Raw genomic sequence first — 17229 nt, forward strand, 5'->3', positions numbered from 1 at the left:
TGTCGCGGATCCCACGCCGCACAGCTAACCACTGCGCGGAAGTGCACGGCGACTTCGAACGTCAGGTAGATCCTTTAGCTGTTCGGTGACCCGGTGATTACTCTCCGCGCTAATGTCTCGACGTTCCGTATCCGCGACGTGAGGTCCCGTCCGTGTCTGACCGTTCGCCCGCCCCCGGCGTGATCTTCCTGGGGGGCCTCGGCCGCAGTGGCACCACGCTGCTGGAGCGGCTGCTTGGCGAGTCGCCGGGGGTGACGCCGCTGGGCGAGGTGGTGCACCTGTGGGCCAGGGGTGTGCTGTCGGGCGAGCCGTGCGGGTGCGGCGCCGTGTTCACGGAGTGTGCGTTCTGGCGGGCGGTCGGGGCGCGGGCCTTCGGCGGCTGGACGGCGGAGCTGGCCGAGCGGGTGCTGTGCCTGCGGCAGCGGGTGGACCGTACCCGGCGCATCCCCAGCCTCGGGCACACTGACCTGCCCGAATACGTGGCGGCCTATCGGCGGGTCTACGCGGCCGCCGCCGCGGTGGGCGGGGCGCGGCTGGTGATCGACTCGAGCAAGCACGCCTCGCTGGCCGGTTGCCTGGCCGCCGGGGGCGTGGCGGTCCGCGTCGTGCACGTGGTCCGCGACCCGCGGGCCGTGGCCCACTCCTGGCGGCGCAACGTCGAGCGGCCCGAGGACGGCCGGCCGATGACGCGCTGGGGGCCGGTGCGCACGTCACTGCACTGGACCGCGCAGAACCTCGCCCTCGGCCTGCTGGGGCGGCGCGGTGTCCCGGTCGTCCGGGTGCGCTACGAAGACCTGCTGGCCGATCCCCGTGCCACGCTGGGCGCGCTGGCGGCCGAGCTCGGCCTCGACCCGGCCTTCTCCCACGTCCGCGGCACCACCGCCGAGCTGGGCCGCGCCCACACCGTCTCGGGCAACCCGATGCGCTTCACCGTCGGCCGCGTCGAACTCTCCCGCGACGACACCTGGCACACCGCTCTGCCGCGCAGCCACCGGCGCCTGGTCACCACGCTGACCCTGCCGCTGATGTCCCGCTACGGCTACCCGATGGCTCCAACCGAGGAGGCTGCATGAGCGCGTCCGTGGGCGTGGTGATTCCCACGCGCGGCGACCGGCCCGAGCAGTTGCGCGCCGCCACGAAGGCGGCGCTGGCCCAGGCTTACCCCGGCAGCGTCGACGTGGTCATCGTCGTGGACGGCGCCTCACCCGAGGCCGTCGCCGAGCAGGTGGCCGACGTGATCGCGCCCAAAGACTCCACCGCCGGGCACCACCGGGTGCGCGTGCTGCCCAACCGGCTCAGCCCCGGCCTGCCTGGGGCGCGCAACACCGGCATCGACGCCTGCGACACCGACCTGATCGCCTTCTGCGACGACGACGACGTGTGGCTGCCGGGCAAGCTCGACGCCCAGGTGCGGCGGCTGGCCGACGGCGCCGAGTTCGCCTCGTGCGCGATCGAGGTGGCGTACGGCTCCCGCCGCGTGGCCAGGCTGGCCGGGACCGATCAGGTCACCGTGGCCGATCTGGTCAGATCGCGGATGGTCATGGTGCACAGCTCGACGTTCGTGTTCCGGCGCGGGGCCCTCTGGGCCGACGAAAGCGCCCCCGGAGGCCAGAACGAAGACTGGGACCTCGCCCTGCGCGCCGCCAAGCGGCGGCCCATCGTGCACGTGGACCGGCCCCTGGTGCGGGTCGGGTGGGGCGCCTCTCACTACGTGGCCCGCTGGGCCGACCGTATCGCCGGGCTGGAGTGGATGCTCGCCCGGCACCCCGAACTGGCCGTAGATGCGCGCGGCGCGGCGCGCGTCTACGGTCAACTCGCCTTCCACCACGCCGCCATGGGGCGGCGCCGGGAGGCGGGACGCTGGGCGTTGCGCACGTTCGCCGCCCGTCTCGGCGAGCCGCGCGCGCCCATCGCGCTCGCCGTGGCCGCCGGGCTGATCCCGGCCTCGGCGGTTCTCTCCCTGCTGCACTACCGGGGGCACGGCATTTGACCACCCGAGACCTGACCCACCCCGGCTCTCCAGAGCCCCACGACCACACCACCCTGGCCCATCCTCTGGACCCCGGGCGCCACGGACCTCCACCGGCAGACGGCGTGGCCGCCTCTCCGGGTCCCGCCTCTGCGGGGCCCGGCTCCCCAGAGCTCGCCTCCCCGGAGCTCGCCTCTCCAGGGCCCGGCTCCCCAGGGCCCGGGCTCCCAGGGCCCGGCTCCCCAGGGCCCGGGCTCCCAGGGCCCGGGCTCCCAGGGCCCGAGTTCCCAGAGCGCAGGTTCCCCGGGCCCGGCTCCTCGGGTGCCCCGGAGCCGGGGCATCCGGGGCACGTGCCGCCGGGTGCGCCCGCAGAGCCTGCGGCCGCTGGGGTTCACCCCCCGCTGCCACGCCAGCGCACCCCCGAACCGGCCGACACCTCTGTCACCCAACCGGGTTCCACAACCGCCCCGCATGGCAGCCCAACCGAGTGGGCACCTCCTGTGACCGCTCTGCCGAGCGGCCCAACCGAGCAGTCACCTTCTGTGACCGCCCCGCCGTGCGGCCGGACCGCCCAGCCCGGGAGCACGGCCGGATCTGGCGCCGTGACCGGGCCTGGCACCATGCCTGGCCCTGGGAGCACGGCCGGGTCTGGGAGCATGGCCGGGTCTGGGAGCGTGGCCGGGTCTGGGAGCGTGGCCGGGTGGGCGGGTTCCGCGGTTGACCTGCCGGCTGGGCAGGCCGAGTCCCTGGCTGGGGAGTCGGGTTTTCTGGGCCGGCAGGTGGGGGCGGCGTCCGCGCATGCGGGGCCCGCGCGGGCCGGGCGGGCGATGCCCGGGACCGCGCTGGAGGCCTTCCGGCAGGCCCAAGGCGGGCCGGTCACCCCGTACACAGGGGAGCAGCACGCCTGCGGTCCCGGTGTCCAGGACCGGCCGGGGCGGGTGGTGATCGGTGGCGTGGCCGTGGACCCGATGACCGAGCGGCAGGTCGTGGAGCGGGTGGCGACCGAGCTGGCCGAGGGGCGGGGCGGGCACATCATCACCCCCAACGTGGACATCTGCCGCAGCGTTGCCAAGGATGAGACGTTGCGCCGCCTGGTGCGGAACGCCGAGGTGGTGGTGGCCGACGGGATGCCGCTGGTGTGGGCGTCCAGGTTGTGCGGTACGGCCCTGCCCGAGCGGGTCACCGGGGCCGACCTGATCTGGTCGCTGAGCAAGATGGCGGCCAGGAAGGGCTTCTCCATCTACCTGCTGGGCGGCCCGCCGGGAGTGGCCAGGCAGGCGGGTGAACAACTGAACAGCTGCCATCCCCAGTTGCACGTCTGCGGCCACGACGCTCCGCCGTACGGATTCGAGGAGACGGCGCTGGGGCGTGCCCAGGTGCGCGATCGGGTGGTGGCGGCGCGGCCGAAGCTGGTGTTCGTGGGGCTGGGCTTTCCCAAGCAGGACCTGCTGATCGCGGAGCTGCGGCCGGAGTTGCCGGGTGCGTGGTTCGTGGGGTGCGGGTCGGCGATCGCGTTCGCCTCGGGAACGGTCCATCGGGCGCCGGAGTGGATGCAGCAGACGGGCATGGAGTGGCTGTATCGGCTGCTGAGCGAGCCGGGGCGGCTGGCCAGACGGTATCTGGTGGACGACCTGCCGTTCGCCGCCCGGCTGCTGGGTGGCTGCCTGGTGCGGTATGTCAGGGATCGGGGGAAGTGAGCTCCCGCACCCGCGCGGCCTCGCCGGTTGTGAGCCCGCGGGCGGCGTCGGCCAGGGCGCGGCGGGAGTCCATGGGGCGGAAGGCGGTTCTGGACAGTCCGGTCCAGGCGAAGCCGTGCCCGGGTGAGCCGCCGGTCAGGCAGGCGCGGGTGATGCGGCGTTCGGCGGCGGGTGTCCAGGTCAGGCCGGTGTGGTGGTACAAATCCCGGAAGCCTTTCAGCGGGTCGGCGGCCAGGGTCTCGTAGGAGACGACGCGGACTCCGGGGGCGGGTTTGGCGAGGATCGTCCGGGTGACCCGCCACAGGGCGGCGGCCTTGGCCAGGCGGTCCTGGGAGCCGACCAGGGCGCGCAGTTCCTCGATCTCGGGGTGGTCGCGCACGAGCAGGGGTTGTTCGAGCAGCTCGTGGAAGTACACGGTCCAGCCGAGGCGTTTCCAGCTCGCCGCGAACGCCACCGGGTCGCGGATCAGGGCGATGACCCGGCAGCCGAGGCGCGTGGCGAACCAGGCGGCCGACAGCACGGCGAACGGGTCGTCGAGCAGCGCCCGCCGCCCGGCCAGGCGTCCGTGGGTGAAGGCGGCGCCGTACCTGATCATGCGGGCGAGGTCGTACGGCGAGCGGTTCGCGCGCAGCTCGGCCAGGAAGCGGTAGCGCAGGCGGATGGTGTCGCGGAAGGCGGGCAGCCAGGTGGCGGCGTTGTCGTCGCAGATGTACTGGAAGCGGTGGGTCACGTGGGCGCGCAGCACGCCGGGGCAGCGGCCGGGCGGGTGTTGCGGGTTGAGCGGCTCGTTGACGTAGACGACGTCGCCGCCGGCGGCCAGCATCTTGCCGACCCAGCTCGTGCCGCTGCGCGGCAGCCCGGTGACGAGGATCGGGCTCACGCGGCGGCCCAGGTGCCGGGGCGCAGCGCGCTCAGGCTGTGGCGGCCGAAGGGGCGCAGGCCGTAGCGGCGGTGGATCTGCCACAGCGGCAGCACGTTCTTGACGATGACGCCGCCGGACCAGCCGAGGACCGCGCCGAGCGCGCCGTGCGCCGGGATCAGGGCGAGGTCGAGCAGGACGGTGACGGTGATCGCGACGACCAGGTTGACCAGGCTTGCGGTGGTGTGTCCGGCGGCGGTGAGCACGACGTCGACCATGCCGCACGCGGTGGCCAGCATCATCGTGCCCGACAGGATCAGGGCCACGGGCAGGGCGGCGCCGTACTCGGAGCCGAAGACGCGCAGCAGCCATGGCGCCACGGCCGCGTAGCCGAGCCAGACGGGCCAGGTCAGCAGGACCAGCCACATGGTGGTGGCCTGGTAGAGCTCGCGGGCACGCGGCAGGTCGCCGTGGTCCAGCGCCTGGATCAGGCGGGGTTGCGCGGCCTGGGCGAGTCCTTGGTTGGCGAGCTGGCCGATGACCTTGAACCTGGTGGCGGCGGTGTAGACGGCGGCGGGCGCGGGGCCGGCGAGCATGGCGACGATGACGATGTCGAGCCGCTGGAAGACCGCCTGGATCGCACCGGCCGCGGACCTGGGCGCGGTGTAACGCCACAGGTCGTGCGCGGTTCCGCACAGGTAGGGGGTGCGCGGCAGCCGCCCGCGCAGGCTGAGCGCGGCGAGGAGCAGGACGAACGGGTACGGCGCGGCCCATGCGGCCAGCAGCCAGCTCTGCGGCGACGGGCCGGTGAGCAGGCCGTGGTTCCAGGCCAGCGCGGTGGCGGTGACGAGGGCGAGCTGGGCGGCGGGCAGCAGGATGCCGTCGTACAGGACGGTGGGGCGCATGGCGCCGAAGCCGCGCGTGGCCGCGAGGATGATGTCGGCGGCGACCATGGCGGGCAGGATGAGCGCGGCCGTCCCCAGCTGTGGATGAAGCAGGATGCCGGCGGCCGAGGCGACGAGCACGCCCGGCACCAGCGCTGCCCTGACATAACCGGAAATACCGCGATAGTCGTAGGTCTTGGCCCGGGCGATGAAGAAGATCAGACCGTTGCCCGCATCCAGCTTGGCCACCCCGGCCACCATCAGCGCCAGCGCGATCGCGGTGAAGAACGACCCGGCCGCCGTGATGTCGAAGGCCCTGGTCACCACCACCACGAGGACGAACTGGGCCACCGCGCCCGCCACCGCACCGGTGAGCCCGGCCGCGCCGCTCCTGGCCACCCTGCCCAGGGCGGCTCGCCGTACCTCTGTCACCGGCGCCACGACGGATCACCGCCCAGCCACCGCACGAGCTGCTGGTCGTAGACCTCGAAGTGGTCGCGCAACGTCTGGCGCAGCGACTCCGCGACCGGCTTGGGCAGCGGCCGCCCGTTGTGCCGCTCGAAGATCGGGTAGCCGAGCCGGGGGACCTCCAGGAACTCCAGCACCCGGTCGTAGACCCGCTCGGGCGTGGTGAAGAGCTGATGGCTGTCGAGCACCAGGATGCGCTCACGCCCGAACAGCGGTTCCAGCCGTTCGAGCTGCTCGGCGTAGCGGCCGCGGGCCAGGTAGGCGTGGTGGCGATGGGAGTGGTGGATGGCCTCCGGGTGCTCGCGCAGCCAGTCCTCTGCGCCGGCCAGGCGCTTGTCCTCCAGCTCGACCGCGTACTCGAAGTGCGACTCGGTCTCGAAGCCGCGGGCCAGCTCGTGCGCGTGCGCCGAGCAGGCGCGCTCCACCGGATCGCGGACCAGCACGATCAGCTTCACCTGCGGCAGGTCGCGGGCGATGCGCTCGGCGGCCAGCGGGTGGAACAGGTAGTACGGCGACGACTCGAAGGCCAGCGGCCGGTGCCCGTGTCTGCGCGCCAGCAGCGCTGCGCCCACTTTGAGGGGGAAATGTCCTTGGTACCACGACATTCCGCGCCCGTAGTCGACGTCGAAGTAGTGCACGCCCTTGTGCAGCACCGGCTTCAGCAGCAGCGGATGTTGCGCCAGCGCCCGGTACAGCGAGGTCGTGCCACACCGCTGCGCGCCCGCGATCAGGAACGACGGCAGAACCCGCCCGCCGGAGGTGAACCTCCCGGTGGTACGCGAGACGGCCAGCACCGATTGCTTCATCGCGTTCATGTGAGCAGCTCCTGCGAGTCGACGAGCGGGTTGAGCCAGGTGCTCGGCGGGCCGAGCGGTTCGAAGCCGTCGGCGGCGTGCCGGTCGGCCAGCGCGATCAGGTAGCGCAGCGCGGTCTGCCGGGCGCAGGCGGCGCTCAGGCCGAGCGGCGCCAGCACGCCGACCGCCTGGGCCAGGCAGGCGCGGGCCGCGGTCGGCGGATCCATGCGCCGAAGCGCCCGCTGGAACAGGTGGTGCACGGCGTCGAAGCCGTACGGCACGCCGGTTTCGTACCGCTCCCAGTCCCAGACCAGCAGGCGGCCGTCGGGCGACGGGCAGAGGTTCCACGGCGACAGGTCACCGTGCCAGGCGTGCTCCGGCCCGCCGGTCTCGGCGATCTCCTGCACCGCCCTGGTCAGCAGCGTGGCCGGGGTCCTGGCCCGCGTGGAGACCGGCAGCGGGGACAACGCCAGCACCGACAGGCCGCGCCAGTGGCCGTGGTGCAGCACCGCCGGCGGCACCACCGTCTTCAGCGGGAGTTCGGCCAGCCGCTTCAGCGCCGCCGCCTCGTTGGTGATCAGTTCCCTGGCGCGCGGCGTGTCGCCGATCTTCACGAAGGCGATCAGGCCGGCGTCGGTGTGGGCCTCGAGAATCGGCTTGCGGTTGGCCCGTCCGGCCGGCCGTACATGGAGGACGATCTCGACCGGGGTGGCGAAGACCTCGCTCAGGTAGGCCGAGATCGACCCCTCGACCGGCACCATCACGCGCGCCCCGAGCAGGCGGTGCCACCAGCGGCGCGGGGCCAGCCGGCGCGGCAGCAGCGCGTGCGGGAGAAGAGTGTACGGCTGGGGCGTGCCCGGACCGGGAAACAGCAGTCTGACCGTCTGGCCGAGATAGCACAGCCGGAGCTTCGCGTCGTTCATGTCGGGTTTCTCCACAGGAGGGCGAAGGAGATGAGGTAGAGGCTGAGCGGCGTGACCAGGCCGTCGTAGACGAACATGTAGAGCAGCACGAGTGCCATCACCAGGACCCCGGCCAGCCCGACCGGGCTGCGGTCGCGCCAGTGGCGGCGGATCGCGCCGGCGAAGAAGGCCACGTACAGCGCCGCGCCGGTGACGCCCTGGGTGATGAGCAGCAGCCAGAGTTGCCCGTCGCTGCCGAGCGGGGGGTGGCCGCATTCGGCGCACCAGTCGGTCTTGCCGGTGGTGATCGTGCGGTGGTTGCCGGTGGCGTTGCGGGTGTTGCCGAAGCCGATCACGGGGGAGCGGGCGGCGGCCTGGATCGTGGCCGAGACGGTGAACGCCCGGATGTCGTTGGAGTGCGGGTTGTCCAGCCGCTGGCTGACCAGAGGGGCCAGAGGGCTGAGGACGAAGGCCGCGGCCGCCGTCGCGGCCAGGGCGCAGACGGTCAGCCTGGTCCTTCCGCCTACGCGGATCACCAGGTAGAGGGCGGCCAGGCCCAGGCCGATCCACAGGCCCCGGTTGAGGGAGTACACGACGGGGATGGCGGCCAGGGCTATGAGGATCGCCGCCACAGCCTTCCTGCGCCGCCCGCCGTACACCCACCAGCCCACCACGAACCAGACCAGCAGCACGGACAGGTTGCTGCCCCAGGCGTTGGCCCATTCGTAGGGGGCTTCCGGCCGGGGCAGGCTGTAGCCGAGGACGCGTTGGGTCTGGGCGGCGGTGGGGTGGATCAGGTTCTGGACGAACGAGTTGTCGGCTATCCAGCCGGGGAGCAGCATCTCGACTGGCGACGTGTACGCAAATTTCGGGAAAAGCACGCCTAGGAGGCCGCCGGCTACCGTCCAGATGAACAGGACGCCCAGCATGCGGATCAGGCGGAGCTGGGGGAGTTCTTCCTTGGTGAGGTTGCCCAGGTAGAGGACGACGACGAACAGGGCGACATACAGGATGAACCGCATGCCGTACCCGATCAGGCGGCCCGTTCCGAGGCCGCCGTACGTGCCCGGCGGGGACTCGGCCAGCGCCAGGCTGCTGATCAGGTATCCGGCCAGCAGGAGTGTCCACAGGCCCGCGCCGTACGGCAGGCGGATCGGGCGGCGGCGCCACAGGATCACCGCCATCGGAACCGCCAGCACCACCACGGACAAACCACCGAAACCCAGGGCCCACCAGACCGGGTAGCCGACGAGGAGCGCGGCGATCGGCCATGCCGGATCCTTCACGCTGGGTCTTTCGCGTCTTTTGTGGCTTTTATGGCGGGCATGGGTGTGGTCTCGACGGCCGCGTCGCCGGCGGGGACGACGAGCTTGTCGAGGGTCCTGGACTGCCTGGGCAGCGCCCTCGACTTCTCCTCCGGGAGCGGGGGCAGCTCGCCGGTGATGGTGACCACGCCGATGACGGGGACGTTGTGCCTGGTCAGATGACGTACGGCTGCCGCCGCGTCCGCGGCCCTGGCCTTGCGGAGGGTGATCACGAGGAGGGCGGCGTCCGCGCCGGCCAAGTCGCCGACGTCGCAGCCGGAGAGCACCGACAGCGGCGCCCTGGCGGCCAGGGAGGCGGTCATGGGGTGCGCGCCTGGCTGGGGTGGGACCGCTCTGATCAGGAGGCGCCTGCCGGGGCGGCCGGCCAGGGCGGCTACGACGGAGGAGGCCAGGTCGTGCAGGGCCACCTCCTCGGTGCCTTTGCGGCCGGTTTGGGCCCCCTTCTTGCCGGCCTTCTCGCCGAGGTCCGTACCGAAGTCCTCGCCGAGGTCTTTCCCGAGGTCTTTCCTGAGGCTTTTTCCGAGGCTTTTGCCGAGGTGGGCGAGGACGCTGAGGCCGGTCAGGCGTTCGACGTCGGCGGGTGTGCGCAGGCGGGTGTCGAGGCGGTCGCGGGTGTAGGCGGTGGTGGAGCCGAGCAGCAGGCCGAGCATGAGACCGGCGCCCAGGTGCAGCGGGAGGCTCGGGGCGCTGGGGGCGGCCGGCGGGGTGGCCGCGCTGATCACCGTGCCGGGGGTGAGGGCGACCGTCTTCAGGCCGTCGTACTTCATGGTCAGGCTGTATGCCTGCCGGTTGAGGACGTTCTGCCGGTGGGTGGCCATCGCGTGCTCGGCGGTGCCTTTGCGGAGTTTGGTCAGCGCCTCGGCGGTGTCGCTCAGGGTGCCGTTGACCTGCTTGAGCTTCGTGAGCAGGACCTTTTGCTGGGCGGCCAGGGCTGTTTGGGCGGATTCGGTGCGGTTGGCGAGATATGCCTGGGCGTACGCTTCCGACTGCCGGGCGGCGGTGGCCGGGTCGGCGGCGGTGACCGCGATCGTCAGCACCGAGGAGTTGGGCGGCACGCTCACCTCGGCCGGCTCCAGATCCTGCACCTTAAGGGATTCGGCGGCCCGTGCCGCGACCACCGAGGACTGGGCGATCTGGGCTTCGGTGTCGAGGTTGAGGGATTCGCGCTGCCGGTTGGTGATCTGGTTGTTCTGCTCCTGGACGCCCACGGGGGCCACCAGCACCTCGGTGGTGGCCGTGTAGGCGGGCGGGGTGAGCTTCCAGAGCGTGAGCGCGGCGGCCGCGCAGGTGAGCAGGCAGCCGGCGAACAGCAGCCTTCGCCTGCGGAGCAACGACAGGTGCTCCGCGAGGTCCGTGCCGGGCTGGCTCATGGAAGTGTGTACCCCGCGCTTCCGGTTGGCGACTCTGCGTCACTATAGGCCGGGCGGTCATGGCACCGGTTGAATACGGAAGATTTTCTCCGCTCTGCGCGGGGGTTTTGCGCTGGTCGAGATGTACGGCTGGCTCGGGCTTTAAGCCGAAATTTCGGTGCTTATTCGGGCATTTTATTGAGCAGGCTTCCCAAGGAACGGGGTGGGCGAGGTATTCCGCCGGAGCACCGGCTGAAACTGTCGGCCCGGCGTGGCAAAGTTTGCAGGGTTGTTTATCCGGGGTGGGGTCCCGGGAGGAAGGACATAGGCCGTCGTGATTTCACGGGGATTTCTGGCCGAGTGCCGAAATATCGGCATGCGGCTGCTGTTGGCCGGCACACTGCTGGCGCTCACCGCCTGCACCGGCGCGCAAGGGATAGGCGGCACCCGCGCCGACGACACCACCCGCGTCAACGGCCGGTTGGGCATCGCCCAGTCGCCGGCGTGCACGGTCACCGCCAAACTCATCCCGTCCTGCGGCGCCTGGTGGGGCCTGGCGCCGGAGATCTTCACCGGGCTGCCCCCGGCCCGCGCGGTCCGCAGGGCGGAGGAGCGCATGGGGGCCAGCGCCGACATCTTCCACGCCTACCACCGGGGCAAAGAGCTCTTCCCGACGCCCAAGGAGCTGGAGCTGGCGCGCGACCCGCTCCGCCCAAGGCTCCTGCTGATCAACTGGAAGCCGACCTTCGACCACACCTGGGCCGAGATCGCGGACGGCGCCCTCGACGACCGCATCGACCGCCTGGCCACCCACATCCGCCGAACATTCCCAGAACGCTTCTTCCTCACCATTCACCACGAACCAGAAAACGACGTCAAACCAGCCAAGGGCTCCGGCATGCAGGCGGCCGACTACGCCGCGATGTTCCGCCACGTGGTGCTGAGATTGCGCGACAAGGGTGTCAAGAACGCCATCACGGTTATGACGTATATGGGCGCCCCGAACTGGGCGGCCAAGTCCTGGTTCCCCAACCTGTATCCGGGCGACGACGTGGTGGACTGGGTGGCTTTGGACCCTTATGCAGATGAAAAGGTCCACGACTTCGCTACGCTGGTCAACAAGACCCGCAAGGAATACGCCAACTGGCCGGGCTTCTACCGCTGGATGCAATGGCGTTTCCCCGGCAAACCCATCATGGTCGCCGAATGGGGCGTCTTCGAACGCTGGGACGACCGTACCTTCAAGAAGTCGTTCTACGACTCGGTCCGCGCCCAGATCCGCCACTACCCGCAGGTGAAGGCCCTGGTCTACTTCGACTCCCCGAACGCGCCCAGGGGCGACACCCGCTTCGACACCAGCCCGGAATCCCGCCGCGCCTTCACCGCTTTGGCCCGCGACCCGTACTTCCGCTCCACCCAGGTCCCCCGCCCCTGACCTCCCGGGGGCAGGACTCCGGCCTCCGGAGGTGGCCGGACGTGGGTGGGGATGGCGGACCCGGGTGGTCGCTTAGCCGGTGACCGGCTGGGCAGGTAACCGCCCGACCGGAGGCAACCCGTGTGGGGAACCGCCCCGGGTGTGGGGAACCGCCCCGGGTGTGGGGACCCGCCCCGGGTGTGCGGAACCGCCTGGTGTGCGTCGGCGTCCGTCCGTACGGACGACCGGTCTGTCCGGGCAAACCGCCCGGACAGGCCAGCCACCTATCCAGAGGCGGCCACCTCTCCAGGGTGGCGACCCAGGGGGGCGCCCATCCAGGGCATTCGCTCCAGGTAGTCGCCCATCCAGGGTGCCGTGGTGCCAAGCCAGTCACCCTGGGCGGCGACCAGCCAGGCCACTCACCTCGGGGTGGCCATCCAGCTAGGCCAACCGCCCATCCGGAAGCCCGGAGGCCGAACGTCCCGAGCCGGAAGCCCGGAGGCCGAACGTCCCGAGCCGGAAGCCCGGAGGCCGAATGTCCCGAGCCGGAAGCCCGGAGGCCGAATGTCCCGAGCCGGAAGCCCGGAGGCCGAATGTCCCGAGATGGAGACGGTTGGGCTAGCGGATCCAGCGGCCGGCGCGGAGAGTGTCCAGGACGCGGGAGACCGCGGCGTCGACCGAGATGTGGGTGGTGTCGAGGGTCAGGTCGGCGTCCTCCGGCTCCTCGTACGGGTCCGAGATGCCGGTGAACGACGGGATGACCCCGGCCCGGGCCTTGGCGTAGAGGCCCTTGCGGTCGCGGCGTTCGCATTCCTCTAGCGGGGTGGCCACGTGGATGAGCAGGAAGTCAGCGCCTACCGATTCCACCATCGACCGCACTTCTTCACGAGTCTGGGCATACGGGGCGATGGGCGCGCAGATGGACAGGCCGCCGTGGCGGGCGGTTTCGGCGGCGACGAAGCCGATGCGGCGGATGTTGAGGTCGCGGTCTTCCTTGGAGAACGTGAGGCCCTTGGACAGGAGGTGACGGACCACGTCGCCGTCCAGGTACGTGATCGTGCGCCCGCCTTCCTCCAGCAGGGCGTCACGCAGGCCGCGGGCGATCGTGGACTTTCCGGAACCCGACAGGCCGGTGAAGAACACCACCAGGCCGCGGCGGTGGGGTGGGCCGGGGAGGGTGACGGGGTCGGGGCCGGCCAGGTGTTCGGTGGCGCCGTAGGCGGTGGCGATGTGTTCGCGGAGTTCGTGGTCGAGCTCCGGTTCGTCGCGCGGGGCGAGGGGGACCGGGACGACGAGGGTGTTGTCGGGCAGCTGGTCCTTGGCCTTCAGGGCGGCGCGGACCACGGCCGGGCCGGCTTCGCCGTACGACAGGGGGAGGAGCAGGATGCGGGCGGCGAGTTCCTTGGCGGTGGCGACGACCTCGCCGAGGTCGTCGAGGGGGCCGCGCATGGTGACGGCGAGGGTGTCCTGGCCGGCCAGTTCGGCGCGGACCTGGGCGGGAGTACGGCGTAGCCGGGCGAATGGGCCGTGTTCCGGCGGGTTCAGGCTTCTCAGCGGGCCGGTGGCGCCCTGGTCGGTGACCGTGACGACGGCCAGCGGGACGCCTTCCGGGTCCAGGAGGGTGACCTCGTCGCCCGGGCGGGCGTCGCCGGGCAGGTGGAGGGTGACCGGCGCGGGCCAGGGGGTGCCGTCGGCCAGGGTGCCCTGCTCGTGCACGGCGTGCAGGTCGTCGTGGCCGAGGAAGTGCGTGAGAGGCTCGAACGCCCCGGACAGCAGTAGTTCGAGATCAGCGAGTTCGCGCTCGTCTGGGGTGAACTCCACGTATTCCATCCCAAGTGAAGTGGCAGGACTGAACTTTAGCGCGAGCGCAGGCATAGCGAGGGGCCGCATGCGGCGTCTTAGGGCTGACATTGGAGGTGAACGTGGACGAACCAGCCTTCCGTGAGTTTGTCGCGGCACGCTCTCCTGCCCTGATGCGCCTGGCGTTCCTGCTGACCGGCGGCGATCAGCATGAGGCGGAGGACCTGGTGCAGGCGGCGCTGGCCAAGCTCGCGGGGAAGTGGCGCCGGGTGCAGGCGCCGGAGGCTTATGTGCGGCAGGTCATGTATCGGCAGCAGGTGAGCCGGTGGCGCGCGGCCGGGCGGCGGCCTGAGGTGGTGCGGGCGGCGGTGCCGGAGCGGGCGGACGTGGACGCCACGCATCGCAGTGAGCTGCGCATGGTGTTACGCGGGGCGCTGGCCAGGCTGACTCCGCGGCAGCGGACGGTGCTGGTGTTGCGCTACTTCGAGGACTTGCCCGATCACGAGGTCGCCAAGGTGCTCGGGTGTTCGGTCGGAACCGTGCGGAGCACCGCCCATCGGTCGCTCGCCAAGTTGCGGGAGATCTTCCCGGAGCTGGAGGTAGTGGGATGACCAAGCAGTTGCGCGAGGTGCTGGACGAGTGGGCCGGCGAGGTCCGGGTGCCGCACGACCTGGCGGATCGGGTGCTACGGAGGCGCGCCCGGCGGCCGTGGGTGTATGGGGCGGTGGCGGCGGGGGTCGCCGTCGTGCTGGCCGTGGTGGCGGGGGTTGTCCTGCCGCGGCAGGACGACATGACGGTGCGGCCCGCGGTCGAGGTGACGCTGCCCGAGCGGCCGTCGCCGGCGCCGACGGATGTCCGGACGGATGTGGACAACATGCCGCCCAAGAAGATGATCGCGGCGGGAAACTACGCCGTTTCCGCATATTTCACGACCTCGACGGAGAAGCTGGAAGGCCGATGGGAGCGCGCCCGCCGTACCTGGTGGCTGCTCGACCCGCAGACCGGCACCTACGAGAAGACGCCCTACGCGTGGGTGGACGTGGCGCCCGGGCTGCAGGTGGCCGCGGTGCTGGAGGGTGAGGTGATGGGGCGCCGGGTCGGCATCCTCGACCTGACCACGCGGCAGTTCCTGACCTGGATTGACCTGGGCCGGGACGTCATGGGCCTGAAGTGGTCACCCGACGGCACGAAGCTGCTGGCCACCGCCTACACGGACTACCCTGGGCGCTGGGAACGGGTGGACGCCAACTCCCGGATGGCCGTCGACTCGGACCGCACCGGCTTCGTCGTCGTGGACGTGCCGGCGAAGAAGGTGGACTTCCGGCCGCTGCCTCTGAACGAGGACCTCGTACGGGGCAACGACTTCTCGTGGAGCCTCGACGGCACGCTGGTCTGGGAACTCGTCGGCGGACCCCGGTTCCTCTACTACTCCCTGGACGGACGGCCGCACGAGGCGCTCCAGGAGCACTTCTCCGACGCCAACGTCGCCGCGCTCTCGCCCAACGGCAAGCTGCTCCTCGGCGAGGCGGGCCTGCCCACCCGGATCACCGACGTGGCGACGGGCCGGGTGGCCGGCCGGCAGCAGGCGCTCCAGCTGCACGCCTGGGCCGACGACGAGAGCGTCATCGCCGTGAGGTGCAAGGACGACTGCCCCAGCGAGTTCGTCGGCGCGCTCGTGCTGATCGGTGTGGACGGCACCGAGAAGACCCAGCTCACCGGCTACCAGAACAGCCAGGAGGACGGCGCGTGGCAGTGGGTGCTCACGCCTAGATGAGCCTGGCGAAATGGTTCTGAGGTTTACGGATGACCATGGTCACCTCGTCATGAGAGGACGGGAGCCGGCCGCGGGTGAGCTTGTCCACCAGCGCGACGGCCGCGCTCCCGATCCGTCCCATCGCCGGCCCGGTGGTCGCCGTCTCGTCGTCGGTGATCATCAGCCCGCGGGTGAGGCAGAACGCGTGCATCCCGTCACGCGAGGTGACCGCCTCGTAGACGGCGGGCAGCGGCCCCGGCGTGCCCTCCGCGACGACCCGCTTCCACACGAGCCTGCGCAGCCACCCCGGCGTGACCCGGTCGCACCACCCGTAGGCGGAGTCGCGGTCGCGCATCCGCAGCAGGATCAGCCCGCCCGGCCGCAGCGCCTGCAGCATCCGGTCGAGCACCAGCTCGGCGTGCTCGATCCGCTCCAGCAGGAACGTCAGCCGGATCACGTCGAACGACCGCGGCGGCATCGGCACCGACCGCATGTCGCCCAGCGCCCACGCGGCCAGATCGTGCCGGCTCTCCATGATCGTCCGAATCGCCGGCAGCTCCACGTCGACGCCGGTCACCCGGGTCTCGATGCGCTCCAGCACGAGTTGCTCGTCATGCCCGCACCCGGCGAGCAGGATGTCGAGCCGCCGCCCCAGCTGCTCGGTCCATTGCTCGCGAATCCGCTGCCCAAACAGGTCGCCGCGCGGAGCGACGATACGCACCTCTGACATGTCACTAACAGTAATCAACTGCTTGCGCTTAGTGGCGTATTTCTCACCCCTTCGCCGTACCTTCTCTCCACATCTCTCAAGCGCCCTCTCCGCGCGCTGTGGGTGTCCCTGCGTTCTGCTTGCGGGCGCGGTCTCTGCGGCAAGGAAGATCTTTTACGGCGAAGCCAAGCAGGCACCACCCGCCCACGTGCGCGGGCGCCGATCGTGGGGATCGCTTCTCACGTCGGACACACGCACCCCCGCAACGGCGCCCGTTTCCGGCCTGGGTGGTTAAACCCCGCCAGGTGGGCAGGTCTCTCGCATGGATGGTCACGCGGCCGGTGGATTGTCGTCCTCCCGGCTCGGGCTTGTCCTGCCCCAGCCTGGGCTGGTCACGTCCTTTCCGTGGCCGCGTGCCTGGGTGGTCAAGTCAAACCAGCGGGAGGAATCGGGACCGAGTCGTAACCGGGGAGCAAGGGAGAATTCTGGTGAAATGTCGGAGTGGAGACGCTGAAGGACCTGCTTGACGGTGTGGCGGCGGGAAACCTGCCTGCCCCGGACGGTTCCGTGGACCTCTTCCCGCAACCCTCCTCCCGGGACCTCGGCGTCCTCGGCTTCACCGCCCACGCCGTCGTCTTCGCCGATCTGCACCCGGTGTGGTTGCGTGCCCGCCTGTCAGAAGGCGACCTGTCCGCCCCGCTGAACCCGCCTTTCCTGCGCGCCCTGGAGCGCAAGACCGGCCGCCGCGTGGACAACGTCGACGTCCTCTTCCTCGCCCACCCGCTGCCGGGCGAGCCGGACGTGCCGCTGACCGAGGTCACCAGGCGCGCCCACCCGAGAGTCGCGCGGGCCCACCGGCACAGGGACGACGTGCGCGCCTGGGGATGCGAGGGCGGACTGCTCGTGCTGGGCCGGGGCTTGGCCGGGCGCTGGGAGGTGGCGGTGGAGGTGGCCCCCGAACACCGGGGCCGCGGCCTGGGCCGGATCCTCGCCCGAGCCGCCCGGCACCTGGCCCCCGAACCCCTCTGGGCTCAGATCGCCCCGGCCAACGCGGCCAGCGTCCGCGCCTTCACCGCCGCCGGCTTCGCCACGGTGGGCGCGGAAGCCCTCCTGCCCCCAGCCGACTAACCTCGCAGCCACCTCCGGCTAACCAACCCTCGGCCCGCCCTTGGGCTGACTTGCCTCCTGGCCACCCTCCGGGCGACCGGCCCCACGGCCACCCTCCGGGCGACCGGCCCCACGGCCACCCTCCGGGCGACCGGCCCCACGGCCACCCTCCGGCCGACCGGCCTCTCAACCACCCAGG

15 protein-coding genes and 1 pseudogene are annotated in these 17229 nt (G+C 71.3%); 8 read left to right on the top strand and 8 right to left on the bottom strand.

The features are described 5' to 3' along the window. Positions 1-152: 152 nt before the first annotated feature. The 4 genes and pseudogenes from FVE25_RS24335 to FVE25_RS24345 all read left to right on the top strand — a co-directional run bounded on the left by FVE25_RS24335 (position 153) and on the right by FVE25_RS24345 (position 3666). A complete protein-coding gene (locus FVE25_RS24335) occupies positions 153-1073 on the top strand; it encodes a sulfotransferase (RefSeq protein ID WP_157249344.1) in 921 nt (306 codons plus the stop codon). Further along, on the top strand, positions 1070-1990 hold the full coding sequence (locus FVE25_RS24340; protein WP_157249345.1) for a glycosyltransferase family 2 protein: 921 nt from the start codon (positions 1070-1072) through the stop codon (positions 1988-1990). Before FVE25_RS24335 ends, FVE25_RS24340 begins: the two co-directional genes overlap by 4 nt. Positions 1991-2114: 124 nt before the next feature. After that, positions 2115-2690 (top strand): annotated as a pseudogene (locus tag FVE25_RS57055) (hypothetical protein); the annotation flags it as partial. Beyond that, a complete protein-coding gene (locus FVE25_RS24345) occupies positions 2626-3666 on the top strand; it encodes a WecB/TagA/CpsF family glycosyltransferase (RefSeq protein WP_281367881.1) in 1041 nt (346 codons plus the stop codon). The pseudogene FVE25_RS57055 and the gene FVE25_RS24345, both read left to right, overlap by 65 nt. Here FVE25_RS24345 and FVE25_RS24350 read toward each other — a convergent pair. The 6 genes from FVE25_RS24350 to FVE25_RS24375 are packed head-to-tail and all read right to left on the bottom strand — an operon-like array spanning position 3647 to position 10268. Next, positions 3647-4546, bottom strand: coding sequence for a sulfotransferase (locus FVE25_RS24350; protein ID WP_157249346.1), 900 nt, complete (start codon positions 4544-4546; stop codon positions 3647-3649). The genes FVE25_RS24345 and FVE25_RS24350 overlap by 20 nt on opposite strands. Beyond that, positions 4543-5850 carry a lipopolysaccharide biosynthesis protein gene (locus tag FVE25_RS24355; RefSeq protein ID WP_157249347.1) on the bottom strand — a complete coding sequence of 436 codons (1308 nt, stop codon included), beginning with the start codon at positions 5848-5850 and terminating at the stop codon, positions 4543-4545. The genes FVE25_RS24350 and FVE25_RS24355 overlap by 4 nt, the downstream gene beginning before the upstream one ends. After that, the gene (locus tag FVE25_RS24360; RefSeq protein ID WP_157249348.1) at positions 5838-6692 is read right to left on the bottom strand and encodes a sulfotransferase family protein; all 855 of its coding nucleotides are present in this window, start codon (positions 6690-6692) and stop codon (positions 5838-5840) included. The genes FVE25_RS24355 and FVE25_RS24360 overlap by 13 nt, the downstream gene beginning before the upstream one ends. Beyond that, positions 6689-7594 (bottom strand): hypothetical protein, encoded by a 906-nt coding sequence (locus tag FVE25_RS24365; protein ID WP_157249349.1) that lies wholly within the window; start codon positions 7592-7594, stop codon positions 6689-6691. The genes FVE25_RS24360 and FVE25_RS24365 overlap by 4 nt, the downstream gene beginning before the upstream one ends. Beyond that, on the bottom strand, positions 7591-8859 hold the full coding sequence (locus FVE25_RS24370) for a hypothetical protein (protein ID WP_157249350.1): 1269 nt from the start codon (positions 8857-8859) through the stop codon (positions 7591-7593). The genes FVE25_RS24365 and FVE25_RS24370 overlap by 4 nt, the downstream gene beginning before the upstream one ends. Next, complete coding sequence (locus tag FVE25_RS24375; protein ID WP_157249351.1) at positions 8856-10268, bottom strand: Wzz/FepE/Etk N-terminal domain-containing protein; 1413 nt, start codon at positions 10266-10268, stop codon at positions 8856-8858. Before FVE25_RS24375 ends, FVE25_RS24370 begins: the two co-directional genes overlap by 4 nt. 355 nt (positions 10269-10623) lie before the next feature. On the opposite strand from FVE25_RS24375, the gene FVE25_RS24380 reads away from it, so the two are divergent. Beyond that, positions 10624-11682, top strand: a complete 1059-nt coding sequence (locus tag FVE25_RS24380; RefSeq protein WP_157249352.1) for a glycoside hydrolase family 26 protein — start codon at positions 10624-10626, stop codon at positions 11680-11682. A gap of 597 nt (positions 11683-12279) precedes the next feature. Here FVE25_RS24380 and cysC read toward each other — a convergent pair. Further along, complete coding sequence (cysC, locus tag FVE25_RS24385; protein WP_246267357.1) at positions 12280-13482, bottom strand: adenylyl-sulfate kinase; 1203 nt, start codon at positions 13480-13482, stop codon at positions 12280-12282. 101 nt (positions 13483-13583) lie between these two features. Between cysC and FVE25_RS24390 the strand changes: the two genes are divergently transcribed. Then, on the top strand, positions 13584-14072 hold the full coding sequence (locus tag FVE25_RS24390) for a SigE family RNA polymerase sigma factor (protein ID WP_343046156.1): 489 nt from the start codon (positions 13584-13586) through the stop codon (positions 14070-14072). Beyond that, the gene (locus FVE25_RS24395; protein WP_157249354.1) at positions 14069-15235 is read left to right on the top strand and encodes a hypothetical protein; all 1167 of its coding nucleotides are present in this window, start codon (positions 14069-14071) and stop codon (positions 15233-15235) included. Before FVE25_RS24390 ends, FVE25_RS24395 begins: the two co-directional genes overlap by 4 nt. Here FVE25_RS24395 and FVE25_RS24400 read toward each other — a convergent pair. Beyond that, the gene (locus FVE25_RS24400) at positions 15228-15944 is read right to left on the bottom strand and encodes a class I SAM-dependent methyltransferase (RefSeq protein WP_157249355.1); all 717 of its coding nucleotides are present in this window, start codon (positions 15942-15944) and stop codon (positions 15228-15230) included. The two genes, FVE25_RS24395 and FVE25_RS24400, sit on opposite strands and share 8 nt — an antisense overlap. A 480-nt stretch (positions 15945-16424) precedes the next feature. On the opposite strand from FVE25_RS24400, the gene FVE25_RS24405 reads away from it, so the two are divergent. Next, complete coding sequence (locus tag FVE25_RS24405) at positions 16425-17051, top strand: GNAT family N-acetyltransferase (RefSeq protein ID WP_157249356.1); 627 nt, start codon at positions 16425-16427, stop codon at positions 17049-17051. Positions 17052-17229: the final 178 nt, after the last annotated feature.

Origin of the sequence: Nonomuraea typhae (genome assembly GCF_009760925.1) — a bacterium.
Taxonomy (GTDB): Bacteria; Actinomycetota; Actinomycetes; order Streptosporangiales; family Streptosporangiaceae; genus Nonomuraea; species Nonomuraea typhae.